This is a genomic window from Enterobacter sp. BNK-13, assembly GCF_048685015.1.
GTDB classification, from domain to species: Bacteria; Pseudomonadota; Gammaproteobacteria; order Enterobacterales; family Enterobacteriaceae; genus Enterobacter; species Enterobacter quasiroggenkampii.
Genome location: NZ_JBLQTP010000001.1, coordinates 623,321 through 636,882, shown reverse-complemented (window position 1 = coordinate 636,882; position 13,562 = coordinate 623,321). Strand labels below are relative to the sequence as shown.

Below are 13,562 nucleotides of genomic sequence, written 5' to 3'. Positions count from 1 at the left end.
GAGCGGCGAGTATGTTTAAGCAATACCTGCAAGTAACGAAACCAGGCATCATCTTTGGCAACCTGATCTCCGTGATCGGAGGGTTCCTGCTGGCCTCCAAAGGCAGCATTGATTACACCCTCTTTATCTACACGCTGGTCGGTGTGTCACTGGTTGTTGCGTCCGGTTGTGTATTTAACAACTACATCGACATGGATATCGACAAGAAGATGGAAAGGACCAAAAATCGGGTGCTGGTGAAAGGCCTGATCGCCCCTTCCGTCTCGCTGGTGTACGCCACCTTGCTGGGTATTGCTGGCTTTATGCTGCTGTGGTTTGGTGCTAACCCGCTGGCCTGCTGGCTGGGGGTGATGGGGTTCGTGGTGTATGTGGGCGTCTACAGCCTGTATATGAAGCGTCACTCCGTCTACGGCACGCTGATTGGTTCTCTCTCCGGCGCTGCGCCGCCGGTGATTGGCTACTGCGCGGTCACGAATGAGTTCGACAGCGGTGCGCTGATCCTGCTGGCTATCTTTAGCCTGTGGCAGATGCCGCACTCCTATGCCATCGCGATTTTCCGCTTTAAGGATTATCAGGCAGCGAACATCCCGGTTCTGCCGGTCGTGAAAGGCATCTCCGTTGCCAAGAACCACATCACGCTGTACATCATCGCCTTTGCCGTGGCAACGCTGATGCTCTCTCTGGGTGGTTACGCTGGGTACAAATATCTGGCGGTAGCGGCTGCGGTGAGCGTCTGGTGGCTCGGCATGGCGCTGCGCGGTTACAAAGTGGAAGATGACAAAGTCTGGGCGCGCAAGCTGTTTGTGTTCTCGATTGTGGCCATTACTTCACTGTCCGTGATGATGTCCGTGGACTTCATGGTGCCGGATTCACATAACCTGCTGACTTACGTCTGGTAAGCCACAACAGGTGGATAAAGGGGTGCTTCGGCACCCTTTTTTATTCACTGAATCTATTAATAACGCATGTAATATTTGTTAAATAACCCTTTATTTACCCCGCCCCTTCCCCGCACTACACTATGGCCTGCTTTTGAACTGAGGTGGTAATGAACGATTATAAAATGACGCCAGGCGAGCTACGCGCGACCTGGGGCTTAGGGACTGTCTTCTCGCTACGGATGCTTGGCATGTTTATGGTCCTGCCTGTTCTGACCACGTACGGTATGGCGCTGCAGGGGGCCAGCGAGGCGCTGATTGGCCTCGCCATTGGCATTTATGGTCTGGCGCAGGCGGTGTTCCAGATCCCGTTTGGCCTGCTCTCTGACCGGGTGGGCCGCAAGCCGCTGATTGTCGGCGGGCTGCTGGTATTTGTGCTCGGGAGCGTTATTGCCGCCCTCTCCCACTCCATCTGGGGCATTATTCTTGGCCGCGCGCTGCAGGGCTCCGGTGCGATTGCCGCCGCGGTGATGGCGCTGCTGTCAGACTTAACCCGCGAGCAAAACCGTACCAAAGCGATGGCGTTCATCGGCGTGAGCTTTGGCGTGACGTTTGCAATTGCGATGGTGCTCGGCCCCATCATTACGCACACGTTGGGTCTGCACGCCCTGTTCTGGATGATTGCCGTGCTGGCAACCATCGGTATTGCCTTAACCCTGTGGGTCGTGCCGGACAGCAAAAACCACGTCCTCAACCGTGAGTCGGGGATGGTAAAAGGCTGCTTCAGCAAAGTGATTGTCGAGCCGCGCCTGCTTAAGCTGAATTTTGGCATTATGTGTCTGCACATTCTGCTGATGTCGACCTTTGTTGCCCTGCCCGGCCAGCTTGCCGCAGCGGGTTTCCCGGCGGCTGAGCACTGGAAAATCTATCTGGTTACGATGCTGATTTCGTTTGTCTCCGTCGTGCCGTTCATCATCTACGCTGAAGTGAAGCGCAAAATGAAGCGCGTCTTCGTGGGCTGCGTGGCAGTCCTGCTGATTGCCGAGATCGTGCTCTGGGGTGCCGGCCCGCACTTCTGGGAGCTGATTGCCGGCGTGCAGCTGTTCTTCCTGGCATTTAACCTGATGGAAGCCCTGCTGCCGTCGCTGATCAGCAAAGAGTCCCCCGCCGGTTACAAAGGCACGGCAATGGGCATTTATTCCACCAGCCAGTTTCTCGGCGTGGCGATCGGCGGCTCGCTTGGCGGCTGGGTGGACGGACTCTTTGATTCACAAACCGTGTTTCTCGCGGGGGCGCTGCTGGCGACAGTCTGGCTGCTGGTCGCCGGTACCATGAAAGAGCCGCGCTACGTGAGCAGCCTGCGCGTAGAAATTCCGGATGATGTGGAGATTAGCGATGCGCTGAAACAGCGTCTGGAAGCTAAAGACGGGGTCACAGAGGTGCTGATTGTTCCCGAAGAGCGCAGCGCTTACGTCAAAATTGACAGCAAGGTGACCAACCGCTTCGAGGTCGAGCAGGCGCTCAAGGCGTGAAAAAAGCCCGGTTAAACCGGGCTTTTTATATTAATCGCGGAAGTTTTTAAACTGGAACGGCTGCCCCAGATCGCCGCCGCGCACCAGCGCCATCACCGACTGGAGGTCATCGCGGGACTTACCGGTCACGCGAATCTCTTCGCCCTGGATCTGCGCCTGCACCTTCAGCTTGCTGTCTTTGATGAGCTTCACAATCTTCTTCTGCACCGCGCTCTCGATGCCCTGCTTCAACTTGGCTTCCACAAACCAGTTCTTACCGCTGTGCACAAACTCTTCTGGCACATCCAGAGACGTCCCTTCGATGCCGCGCTTTAACAGCTTGGCGCGCAGAATGTCGAGCAGCTGATTTACCTGGAAATCAGACTCGCTCAGCACCTTAATGGTCTTATTTGCGTCGTTCAGCTCAAACGACGCCTCAACGCCACGAAAATCGAAACGTGACTCAACTTCGCGGGTTGCGTTCTCAACGCCGTTGCGAACTTCCTGGATATCAACTTCGGAAACAATATCGAAAGATGGCATCTTTTCTTCTCCCTTCACTTTTGTTGCGTTGCATAATACCCGCTACGAGGCATAACTCAACAGAAGCTTAGCTGTATAATTAAGCTGTAACACCTGGCGCAGTTGCAGGTGAGGAGGAACAATGAAAATTACAGTGCTCGGATGTGGAGCCCTTGGTCAGCTATGGCTGACCGCGCTGTGCAAGCACGGACATGAGGTTCAGGGCTGGCTACGCGTACCCCAGCCCTATTGCAGTGTAAACCTGATTGGTGAAGACGGAAGCATCTTTAACGAATCCCTCACCGCGAACGATCCTGATTTCCTGGCGCAAAGCGACCTTTTACTGGTGACGCTCAAAGCGTGGCAGGTTTCAGATGCGGTCAAGACACTGGCCGCCCAGCTCCCCCCCACTTCGCCCATACTGCTGCTGCATAACGGCATGGGGACCCTTGACGAGCTGAAAAGCGTTCCGCAGCCCCTGCTGATGGCGACAACCACGCACGCTGCCCGTCGCGACGGCAACATCATCGTGCATGTCGCGAGCGGGGTGACCCACATCGGCCCTGCCAGAACGCAGGATGGGGACTATAGCTATCTTGCCGATGTGTTGCAGAAGGTGCTGCCAGACGTGGCCTGGCATAACCATATTCGTCCACAACTCTGGCGCAAGCTGGCCGTAAACTGCGTGATCAATCCGCTGACGGCGCTGTGGAACTGTCCGAACGGAGAGCTGAAAAATCATCCTCAGGAGGTTGCACTGCTCTGTGCGGAAGTCGCGGCGGTCGTTGAGCGGGAAGGCCTGCATACCTCGGCAGACGATTTGCGCTGTTATGTCGAGCAGGTTATCGAGAGTACGGCTGAGAACATCTCCTCGATGCTGCAGGATGTTCGGGCATTACGCCACACGGAGATCGACTACATCACCGGCTATCTGCTAAAACGCGCCCGCGCGCACGGCATCGCGGTGCCGGAAAACGCCCGTCTGTATGACCTGGTTAAACGTAAGGAGAGTGAATATGAGCGCGTCGGCACTGATCTGCCTCGCCCCTGGTAGCGAAGAGATGGAAGCGGTCACCACCATTGATCTGATGGTGCGCGGCGGTATTAACGTGACAACCGCCAGCGTCGCCAGCGACGGCAGCCTGGCGATTACCTGCTCGCGCGGCGTGAAGCTGCTCGCCGATGCCCCGCTCGTGCAGGTGGCCGACGGGGATTACGACATCATCGTCCTGCCCGGAGGCCTGAAGGGCGCGGAGTATTTTCGCGACAGCCCGCTGCTGGTTGAGACCGTGCGTCAGTTTCATTTATCCGGGCGCATTGTCGCGGCAATTTGCGCCGCCGCCGGCACGGTGCTGGTTCCCCATGACATCTTCCCCATCGGCAATATGACCGGCTTCCCGGGGCTGAAAGACACTATTCCGGAAGATCAGTGGGTGGACAAACGCGTCGTCTGGGATCCGCGCGTCAACCTGCTGACCAGCCAGGGCCCGGGCACCGCGATTGATTTTGGCTTAAAGATTATCGACCTGCTGGTCGGGCGCGAGAAGGCGTACGAAGTGGCGTCATCGCTGGTGATACCTGCGGGGATTTATAATTACTATGAAGAGTAGTGCATAAAAAAAGTCGGGTGGCGCGAGGTAAAAGCAAAACGGCAACCAAAGGTTGCCGTTTTTAATGTTTGCGCCCTCTCCCTGTGGGAGAGGGTCGGGGTGAGGGCATCAGGCCGCACGCTACGGACGATACACCTTCACATTCGCAAAGCCCTGCTCGCGCAGATACAGCGCCTGCAGGCGGCTCATCACCCCGCGCTCACACCACAGCAGGTACGTTTTGCTCTGGTCGAGGTCGCCAAACTTCGTGCTCAGCTTATAGAACGGCAGAGAAACCACTTCGACGCCATCCACCTGCAGCGGTTTGTCATCCTGCTCGTCAATGGAGCGGATATCCAGAATCGCGTCGTTCGCGCCGAAACCGCTCACGGTCTCCACTTCTACCACTTCCTGCTCGGTCTGCTGAGCGATCTCGCGGATATCAATGTTGGACGCTTCTTCCACCACTTTATCCAGAATGCTGAAATCGAAGTTCTCTTCTTCCGCTTCGATCTTCGCCTTCACCGCTTTGACGGTCGGGCTTTTTGAGATCACGCCACAGTATTCCGGCATGGTGCGGGCAAAATCTTCGGTACCGATTTCGCGCGCCAGATCGATGATGTGCTCTTTATCGTGAGAGATCAGCGGACGCAGGATCAGGGTATCAGACACGTTGTCGATCAGGCGCAGGTTGGTCAGCGTCTGGCTGGAGACCTGCCCCAGCGCTTCGCCGGTGACCAGCGCCTGCACGCCGTAGCGTTCAGCCACTTTGGACGCCGCACGGACCATCATGCGCTTCAGGATGACGCCCATCTGGCCGTCGTCCACTTTCTCCAGAATCTCGCCGACCACCGGTTCGAAATTAATTGCCACGAAACGCACGCGGTGGGAACTGCCGAAGCGGTTCCACAGGTAATGTGCCACCTGACGAACGCCGATTTCGTGCGCCGCGCCGCCCAGGTTGAAGAAGCAGTAATGTACGCGGCAGCCGCGGCGCATCAGCATATAGCTGGAGACACCGGAGTCAAAGCCGCCGGAGATCAGGGACAGGACGTCTTCCTGGGTGCCGATCGGGAAGCCGCCGATGCCTTCATAGCGGCCTTTCACCAGCAGCAGGCGATCGTTTTCGATCTCCAGATTAACGGTTACATCCGGGTTGGTCAGGCGCACGCGCGCAGACTCGACGTGCTGGTTCAGACCGCCGCCGACGTAACGCTCCACTTCAATGGAGCTGAACTCGTGCTTGCCGCGACGCTTCACGCGCACGCAGAAGGTTTTGCCTTCGATCTGGTCGCGGTACTGGACCAGCGCTTTCTCGAAGATGTCGTGCATATCGCTGAACGGGACATCTTCCACTTCCAGGATATGGTGGATACCTGGAATACGGGTCAGGGCGTCGCGAATATCCTGACGTTTGTTTTCGTCTTTGGCACGGACCTCAACGTGGTCCCAGTGGCGCACCACGGCGAGGGTTTCGTCGTAGTGCTTTAATACGTTACGAATGTTCCCGGTGAGAATTTTAATAAAGCGCAAACGCACAGATTGGCTTTTGATGGTGATTTCAGGGAACAATTTAATGATAAACTTCATGGCGGCAATGTTTCTTAGGCAAGCCTGTTAAGGCTTGTAATGGAAAAGAGTACAGCAGCCCACACCCGTGGCTGCATCCAGGCGCGCAAGTATACCACCATCGCGCCGCTCCTGTGCACATTGCGCGTTATTTGCTTATCCGCCCGAGTCCGTTACCATGTCGGGGCGAAGAATATAAGAGTCAATTCACTATGCCGAAGAAGAACGACGCACCGGCCAGTTTCGAAACTGCGCTGAGTGAACTGGAGCAAATTGTTACCCGCCTCGAGAGCGGCGATCTCCCGCTGGAAGAGGCGCTCAACGAATTCGAGCGCGGCGTCCAGCTGGCGCGCCAGGGTCAGGTCAAGCTGCAGCAGGCCGAACAGCGCGTGCAGATCCTGCTGTCCGACAGCGAAGAGGCGAAAACCACGCCTTTCACACCGGACGCCGAGTAAATGGATTTTGCCAACGAGCTTCAGGCGCGTGTCGTGCGCGCCAACGACGCCCTGCGCCGTTTTATTGCGCCACAGCCTTTTCAGAACACTCCACTGGTTGAAGCCATGCACTATGGCGCACTCTTGGGTGGAAAGCGACTGCGCCCGTTCCTGGTGTACGCCACAGGCAACATGTTTGGCATCAGTGATAACACGCTGGACGCCCCGGCAGCCGCCGTTGAGTGCATCCATGCCTACTCGCTGATCCACGACGATCTCCCGGCCATGGACGACGACGACTTGCGTCGGGGTCAACCCACCTGCCATATCAAGTTTGGCGAAGCGAATGCCATTCTGGCGGGTGATGCCCTTCAAACGCTGGCGTTCTCGATTCTGAGCGACGCGCCGATGGCCGAAGTGGCTGACCGTGACCGGCTGGCAATGATTTCCGAACTGGCCATGGCCAGCGGCGTGGCGGGCATGTGCGGCGGACAGGCCCTGGATCTTGAAGCCGAAGGACGTCAGGTTAATCTGGAACAGCTGGAGCGTATTCATCGCCATAAAACCGGGGCATTGATTCGTTCAGCCGTTCGTCTTGGCGCCCTGAGCGCGGGTGAGCAAGGGCGCAAAGCCCTGCCGATTCTGGACAGATACGCAGAAAGTATCGGTCTGGCATTCCAGGTTCAGGATGACATTCTGGATGTGGTGGGCGATACTGCAACATTGGGTAAACGTCAGGGTGCGGACCAGCAGCTTGGCAAAAGTACCTACCCCGCCCTGCTGGGTCTTGAGCAAGCCCAACGTAAAGCCCGGGATCTGATTGACGATGCCCGCCAGTCGCTGAATCAGCTGGCCGCGCAATCGCTGGATACCTCGGCACTGGAAGCGCTAGCGGACTATATAATCCAGCGTGATAAATAAACTATATATCTCGATGAGCCTTTGATGAGTTTTGATATTGCCAAATACCCGACACTGGCGTTAGTTGACTCCACCCAGGAGTTACGTCTGTTGCCGAAAGAGAGCCTGCCGAAGCTGTGCGACGAACTGCGTCGCTACCTGCTCGACAGCGTAAGCCGCTCCAGCGGCCATTTCGCCTCCGGGCTTGGCACGGTAGAGCTGACCGTGGCGCTGCACTACGTCTATAACACGCCGTTCGATCAGCTGATCTGGGACGTGGGTCACCAGGCTTATCCGCACAAAATTCTGACCGGACGTCGCGATAAAATTGGCACCATTCGACAGAAAGGCGGTCTGCACCCGTTCCCGTGGCGCGGTGAGAGCGAGTACGACGTATTGAGCGTCGGGCACTCCTCCACCTCTATTTCTGCAGGCATCGGGATTGCCGTTGCTGCCGAAAAAGAGAACAAGCAGCGCCGCACCGTCTGCGTGATTGGCGACGGCGCCATCACTGCCGGTATGGCCTTTGAGGCCATGAACCACGCGGGTGACATCAAGCCGGACATGCTGGTTGTGCTTAACGATAACGAAATGTCGATTTCCGAAAACGTCGGCGCGCTGAATAACCATCTGGCGCAGCTGCTTTCCGGCAAGCTTTACTCCTCGCTGCGTGAAGGCGGCAAGAAGGTCTTCTCCGGTGTACCGCCGATCAAAGAGCTGCTCAAGCGCACCGAAGAGCACATCAAAGGCATGGTCGTGCCGGGCACCCTGTTTGAAGAGCTGGGCTTTAACTATATCGGCCCGGTTGACGGCCATGACGTGCTGGGACTGGTAACCACGCTCAAGAACATGCGTGACCTGAAAGGCCCGCAGTTCCTGCACATCATGACCAAAAAAGGCCGTGGCTACGAACCGGCGGAAAAAGATCCGATTACCTTCCACGCGGTACCGAAATTTGACCCGTCCAGCGGCTGTCTGCCAAAAAGCAGCGGCGGCATGCCGAGCTATTCAAAAATCTTCGGCGACTGGCTGTGCGAAACCGCCGCAAAAGACAACAAGCTGATGGCGATCACCCCGGCCATGCGCGAAGGCTCCGGCATGGTGGAGTTCTCCAGAAAATACCCTGACCAGTATTTCGACGTGGCGATTGCCGAGCAGCACGCGGTGACGTTTGCCGCGGGCCTGGCGATCGGCGGCTACAAACCGGTTGTCGCTATCTATTCCACCTTCCTGCAGCGCGCCTACGATCAGGTGATCCACGACGTGGCGATCCAGAAACTGCCGGTGCTGTTTGCTATCGATCGTGCGGGCATCGTCGGCGCCGACGGCCAGACGCACCAGGGCGCGTTTGACCTGTCGTTCCTGCGCTGCATTCCGGATATGGTGATCATGACGCCAAGCGACGAGAACGAATGTCGTCAGATGCTTTTTACCGGTTACCACTATCAGGATGGCCCAAGCGCCGTTCGCTACCCGCGCGGCAATGCGGTGGGCGTTGAGCTGCAGCCGCTGGAGAAGCTGGCGATCGGTAAAGGTCTGGTCAAACGTCGCGGTGAAAAAGTGGCGATACTGAACTTCGGCACGCTGATGCCTGAGGCGGCGAAAGTGGCTGAAACGCTGAACGCCACACTGGTCGATATGCGCTTTGTGAAACCGCTCGACGAATCCCTGATCCTGAGTATGGCTGAGGCGCATGACGTGCTGGTCACGCTGGAAGAGAACGCGATTATGGGCGGTGCGGGCAGCGGCGTGAACGAGGTGCTGATGGCAAACCGTAAAGCCGTTCCGGTGCTGAACCTCGGCCTGCCGGACCATTTCATCCCGCAAGGTACACAGGACGAAGCCCGCGCGGCGATTGGCCTGGACGCTGCCGGTATCGAAGCAAAAATCCGCGCCTGGCTGGACTGAGCCCTCCCCTTTTCCGCTCCTGCTATGCTTAAACGTATTGTTTAAACAGCAGGAGCGGACCGTGCAATACACAGCATTAGGAAAAACAGACCTTAAGGTATCCCGGCTTTGTCTGGGATGCATGACCTTTGGCGAACCCGATCGGGGAAACCACGCCAGGACGCTGCCGGAAGAGAGCAGCCGTCCGATTATCAAACGCGCCATCGAGGGCGGCATTAACTTCTTTGACACCGCCAACAGCTATTCCGACGGCAGCAGCGAGGAGATTGTCGGCCGCGCCCTGCGTGATTTTGCCCGTCGGGAAGACATCGTGGTTGCCACCAAGGTGTACTATCCGGTGGGCGACCTGGCTCAGGGCCTTTCTCGCGCGCAGATCCTGCGTTCCATTGATGATAGCCTCAGGCGTCTGAACATGGATTACGTCGACCTGCTGCAAATTCACCGCTGGGATTACAACACGCCCATTGAGGAAACGCTGGAAGCACTCAACGACGTCGTCAAAGCCGGTAAAGCGCGCTATATCGGCGCGTCGTCTATGCATGCCTCGCAGTTTGCTCAGGCGCTGGATCTGCAGGCACAGCACGGCTGGGCGCGCTTCGTCACCATGCAGGACCACTACAATCTGATCTACCGTGAAGAAGAACGTGAGATGCTGCCGCTGTGCCATCAGGAGGGCGTGGCGGTCATCCCGTGGAGCCCGCTCGCGCGCGGCCGCCTGACCCGTCCGTGGGGAGAAACCACGGCCCGTCTGGTCTCGGATGAAGTGGGAAAAAATCTCTACGAAGGAACAGAGGCCAGCGATGCCCTGATCGCTGAACGCTTAGCCGGAATTGCCGACGATACCGGCGCAACCCGCGCCCAGGTAGCGCTGGCGTGGCTGCTGGGTAAACGCGGCGTCGCGGCGCCAATTATCGGCACATCCCGGGAAGAACAGCTTGACGAACTGCTGAATGCAGTGGATATCACGCTGACGCCGGAGCAGGTTGCCGAGCTGGAGACGCCGTATCAGCAGCATCCGGTGGTGGGGTTTAAGTAAGCCCCATCTTTTGTAGGCCGGGTAAGGCGGAGTCGCCCCCCGGCAATTCAGAGCGCACAAACTCACGCGAAGTGATCGTACCCTTTCCAGTCCAGCGTAACCGGCTCACCGTCTTTCACAAACTTCAGCCCTTCACTCTCCGGCATGATCTGCCCAATACAGGTGAATTTCGCGCCGAGGTGCGCTAATGCCACGTCGAGCGTTCCGCGGTTCAGCTCCGGAACGGTAAAGCACAGCTCATAATCTTCGCCACCGGACAGCGCCCAGCGCAGTGCCTGCTCAGGTTCGACATGACGAAGCAGTTCCTCTGACAGCGGGAACAGATCCAGGTCAACGCGCGCGCCGACACCGCTGGCCTTCAGAATATGGCCGAGGTCGGAGATCAGCCCGTCAGAGAGATCGATAGCCGAGCTTGCCCGCTCGCGCAGCGCCTGACCGTGCAGAATACGCGGCGTCGGGCGCAGATGGCGTTTCACCAGATACGCCGCATCGTCGGCATCCTTCACGGTTAAGCGATCCTGGAGGATCGCCAGCCCTGCCGCGCTGTCGCCCGGCGTACCGGTCACATAGATCCAGTCGCCGGGTTTTGCGCCTGAGCGCTTCAGCGCGCGGCCGAGCGGCACATACCCGTGGATCGCCAGCGTCATCGACAGCGGTCCGGCAGTGGTATCACCGCCAATCAGCTGCATATCGTAGTAGTTAAGCTGCTCAAACAGCGCATCGCTAAAGGCTTCAAGCCAGGCTTCGTCTACCTCAGGCAGCGTCAGCGCCAGGGTTAACCACGCGGGATCGGCCCCCATCGCCGCCAGATCGCTGACGTTAACTGCCAGCGCCTTATAGGCCAGATCGGCAGGATCGATATCCGGTAAAAAATGACGTCCGCACACTAAGGTATCGGTGCTGATTGCCAGCGTCTGTTTTTCGGGAATATTGAGAAGTGCACAGTCATCGCCGATGCCGGTTTCAACATCAAGACGAGAGGTTCTGACACGGTCGAAATAACGGGCAATCAGGGAAAATTCGCCGCATGCCATACGTTATGCCTCAGCAAATAAAAGAAAAAACCGGAGCCGCACTGCCCGTCAGGCAATGCAGAACTCCGGTTTGCGGATCACTTTTTGTGGGGACGGATCGCAGGTGCTGCTTTATCAAGTACGCCGTTTACAAACTTGTGGCTGTCTTCAGCACCGAAGGTTTTCGCCAGTTCGATCGCTTCGTTAATGGCCACTTTGTACGGCACATCATCACGTTTAGACAGCTCAAACAGCGCGATACGCAACACTGCTTTTTCTACCTGACCCAGCTCTTCGAGCAGACGGGACAGGTAAGGTTTCATCAGACCATCGAGATACGCGCTATTAGTCGCCACTCCCGACAGCAGTTCACGGAAGTACAGAACGTCAACGTCTTTCACGTCCTGTTCTGACAGGAACTGGTATTCAACATCAGCGATGTCGTTCTGGGACAACTGCCAGGAGTAAAGTGCCTGGACGGCACATTCACGGGCGCGGCGACGAGCAGCAGGTTTCACGGAATTCCCCTTACAAAAAAATCAGGCCTTGATGGCTTTCAATACATTGATCATTTCAAGCGCGGTCAGTGCAGCTTCTGCACCTTTGTTACCGGCTTTGGTGCCAGCACGTTCGATGGCTTGTTCAATACTTTCGGTAGTCAGCACGCCGAACGCGACAGGAATTTCAGCATCCTGCGCAACATGTGCCAGACCATTGCTTGCACCGCCCGCAACGTATTCGAAGTGCGCAGTGCCGCCACGAATTACGGTACCCAGCGCAATCACCGCGTCGTATTTACCGGTTTTCGCCAGCGCGCCCGCCGCCAGTGGCAGTTCGTAAGCGCCTGGAACCCAAACAACGGTAATGTTGTCATCTTTAACCTGGCCGATACGTTTCAGGGCGTCAATGGCACCTTCCAGCAGGCTGTCGTTGATGAAGTTGTTGAAACGCGCAATGGTGATGGCGACGCGAGCGTCCGGGGTAGCTACAGCAGCTTCAATAATGTTCATACTCTTCCTTTACGGGTTCATTTGGCCCCGCAGGGGGGCGGATTTTATCATAATACTTTGCGCACTGCTTCCCTATTTCGGGAGCAATTACGCTGTCGTTAAGTGGAGGCAGACATCCGGACCGACCGGACGAATCTCGCTGAATTTGAGTTGTGGTGCATCGGCCAGTTTTTCAAGGCCGGGCAGCACAAACAGGCAGCGCGCGTCGTGACCTAACAGTTTAGGCGCAACGTAAACAAGCAGTTCATCCACCAGTCCGGCCTGTAAGAGCGCACCGGCGAGCGTTGGCCCCGCTTCCACCCAGATACTGTTCACCTGTTGCTTGCCGAGCAGCATCATCAGCACCACGAGATCCAGATGGCCGTTATGCTCCGGCACTATGATGCTGCGCACGCCTTCCGGCCATGTGCGCGTATCGTCCTTCGTGCGGGCAATCCAGGTTTCACCCGGCTGCTGGACGATGCGGTGCTCTGGCGTCACACGGTTCTGACTATCAATGATAATACGCAGCGGCTGACGCAGGTTCTCCTGCGGGTACAGGGCCTGGGTATCGGCATTCAGCTCGTCCCAGCGCACGGTCATGGCCGGATCGTCAGCCAGAACGGTTTCACTGCTGGTGAGAATAGCATGGCTTTGCGCGCGCAGACGTTGCACATCGCGCCTTGCCTGTGGCGAGGTGATCCACTGACTCTCGCCGTTTGCCATCGCCGTACGACCGTCCAGCGAGGCGCCCAGCTTAAGCTGGATATACGGGAACCCGGTACGCATGCGCTTCAGGAAACCTTTGTTGAGCGCTTCCGCGTCCTGCATCATCAGGCCATGGCTGACGTCAATGCCTTCCTGCTGTAGGCGATACAGACCCCGTCCGGCCACCTGCGGATTCGGATCCTGCATCGATGCGACCACGCGCGAAACCCCCGCGGCAATCAACGCGTCGCAGCACGGCGGCGTACGCCCGTGATGGCTGCAGGGCTCCAGCGTAACGTAGGCCGTCGCACCGCGCGCCTTCTCGCCGGCCATGCGCAGCGCATGAACCTCAGCATGCGGTTCGCCTGCGCGATAGTGAAAGCCCTCCCCCACGATCTCGCCATCTTTAACGATAACGCACCCGACGTTCGGGTTGGGATGGGTCGTAAAACGACCGCGCTGCGCCAGCTTCATGGCTCGCGCCATGTACATCTCATCGTGCATG

At 57.4% G+C, this 13,562-nt stretch carries 14 protein-coding genes; 8 read left to right on the top strand and 6 right to left on the bottom strand.

Annotation, left to right across the window (positions count from 1 at the left end; translation table 11 throughout):
- Nucleotides 1-11: 11 nt before the first annotated feature.
- Both cyoE and ACMGGQ_RS02950 read left to right on the top strand, forming a co-directional pair.
- Nucleotides 12-899 carry a heme o synthase gene (cyoE, locus tag ACMGGQ_RS02955; protein WP_013095848.1) on the top strand — a complete coding sequence of 296 codons (888 nt, stop codon included), beginning with the start codon at nucleotides 12-14 and terminating at the stop codon, nucleotides 897-899.
- A gap of 149 nt (nucleotides 900-1,048) precedes the next feature.
- Nucleotides 1,049-2,410 carry an MFS transporter gene (locus ACMGGQ_RS02950; RefSeq protein ID WP_063620961.1) on the top strand — a complete coding sequence of 454 codons (1,362 nt, stop codon included), beginning with the start codon at nucleotides 1,049-1,051 and terminating at the stop codon, nucleotides 2,408-2,410.
- A gap of 30 nt (nucleotides 2,411-2,440) precedes the next feature.
- Here the strand turns inward: ACMGGQ_RS02950 and ACMGGQ_RS02945 are convergent, their stop codons facing one another.
- Nucleotides 2,441-2,932, bottom strand: a complete 492-nt coding sequence (locus ACMGGQ_RS02945; RefSeq protein ID WP_023334701.1) for a YajQ family cyclic di-GMP-binding protein — start codon at nucleotides 2,930-2,932, stop codon at nucleotides 2,441-2,443.
- Between the two features lie 121 nt (nucleotides 2,933-3,053).
- Here ACMGGQ_RS02945 and panE point away from each other — a divergent pair, with 121 nt between their 5' ends.
- Nucleotides 3,054-3,965, top strand: coding sequence for a 2-dehydropantoate 2-reductase (gene panE / locus ACMGGQ_RS02940; protein ID WP_023616113.1), 912 nt, complete (start codon nucleotides 3,054-3,056; stop codon nucleotides 3,963-3,965).
- Entirely contained in the window at nucleotides 3,928-4,521 is a 594-nt protein-coding gene (gene yajL, locus ACMGGQ_RS02935) for a protein deglycase YajL (protein ID WP_048225880.1), read from the top strand. Before panE ends, yajL begins: the two co-directional genes overlap by 38 nt.
- A gap of 120 nt (nucleotides 4,522-4,641) precedes the next feature.
- Here the strand turns inward: yajL and thiI are convergent, their stop codons facing one another.
- Nucleotides 4,642-6,090, bottom strand: coding sequence for a tRNA uracil 4-sulfurtransferase ThiI (gene thiI, locus ACMGGQ_RS02930; RefSeq protein ID WP_047745429.1), 1,449 nt, complete (start codon nucleotides 6,088-6,090; stop codon nucleotides 4,642-4,644).
- 191 nt (nucleotides 6,091-6,281) lie between these two features.
- Here thiI and xseB point away from each other — a divergent pair, with 191 nt between their 5' ends.
- From xseB to ACMGGQ_RS02910, 4 genes are all read left to right on the top strand, one after another.
- The gene (gene xseB / locus ACMGGQ_RS02925; protein ID WP_045909783.1) at nucleotides 6,282-6,524 is read left to right on the top strand and encodes an exodeoxyribonuclease VII small subunit; all 243 of its coding nucleotides are present in this window, start codon (nucleotides 6,282-6,284) and stop codon (nucleotides 6,522-6,524) included.
- Nucleotides 6,525-7,424, top strand: a complete 900-nt coding sequence (ispA, locus tag ACMGGQ_RS02920; protein WP_045909784.1) for a (2E,6E)-farnesyl diphosphate synthase — start codon at nucleotides 6,525-6,527, stop codon at nucleotides 7,422-7,424.
- A gap of 24 nt (nucleotides 7,425-7,448) precedes the next feature.
- Nucleotides 7,449-9,311 carry a 1-deoxy-D-xylulose-5-phosphate synthase gene (gene dxs / locus ACMGGQ_RS02915; RefSeq protein WP_048030083.1) on the top strand — a complete coding sequence of 621 codons (1,863 nt, stop codon included), beginning with the start codon at nucleotides 7,449-7,451 and terminating at the stop codon, nucleotides 9,309-9,311.
- Between the two features lie 61 nt (nucleotides 9,312-9,372).
- On the top strand, nucleotides 9,373-10,347 hold the full coding sequence (locus ACMGGQ_RS02910; RefSeq protein WP_420289567.1) for an aldo/keto reductase: 975 nt from the start codon (nucleotides 9,373-9,375) through the stop codon (nucleotides 10,345-10,347).
- A 62-nt stretch (nucleotides 10,348-10,409) separates the two neighbouring features.
- On the opposite strand, the gene thiL is transcribed toward ACMGGQ_RS02910, so the two are convergent.
- The 4 genes from thiL to ribD form a co-directional block, all read right to left on the bottom strand.
- Nucleotides 10,410-11,381, bottom strand: a complete 972-nt coding sequence (gene thiL / locus ACMGGQ_RS02905) for a thiamine-phosphate kinase (protein ID WP_048030082.1) — start codon at nucleotides 11,379-11,381, stop codon at nucleotides 10,410-10,412.
- 77 nt (nucleotides 11,382-11,458) lie between these two features.
- Nucleotides 11,459-11,878 (bottom strand): transcription antitermination factor NusB, encoded by a 420-nt coding sequence (nusB, locus tag ACMGGQ_RS02900; RefSeq protein WP_006809908.1) that lies wholly within the window; start codon nucleotides 11,876-11,878, stop codon nucleotides 11,459-11,461.
- A gap of 21 nt (nucleotides 11,879-11,899) precedes the next feature.
- Nucleotides 11,900-12,370 carry a 6,7-dimethyl-8-ribityllumazine synthase gene (ribE, locus tag ACMGGQ_RS02895; protein ID WP_006176874.1) on the bottom strand — a complete coding sequence of 157 codons (471 nt, stop codon included), beginning with the start codon at nucleotides 12,368-12,370 and terminating at the stop codon, nucleotides 11,900-11,902.
- Between the two features lie 87 nt (nucleotides 12,371-12,457).
- On the bottom strand, nucleotides 12,458-13,561 hold the full coding sequence (gene ribD, locus ACMGGQ_RS02890) for a bifunctional diaminohydroxyphosphoribosylaminopyrimidine deaminase/5-amino-6-(5-phosphoribosylamino)uracil reductase RibD (RefSeq protein ID WP_420289566.1): 1,104 nt from the start codon (nucleotides 13,559-13,561) through the stop codon (nucleotides 12,458-12,460).
- Nucleotide 13,562 lies beyond the last annotated feature (1 nt).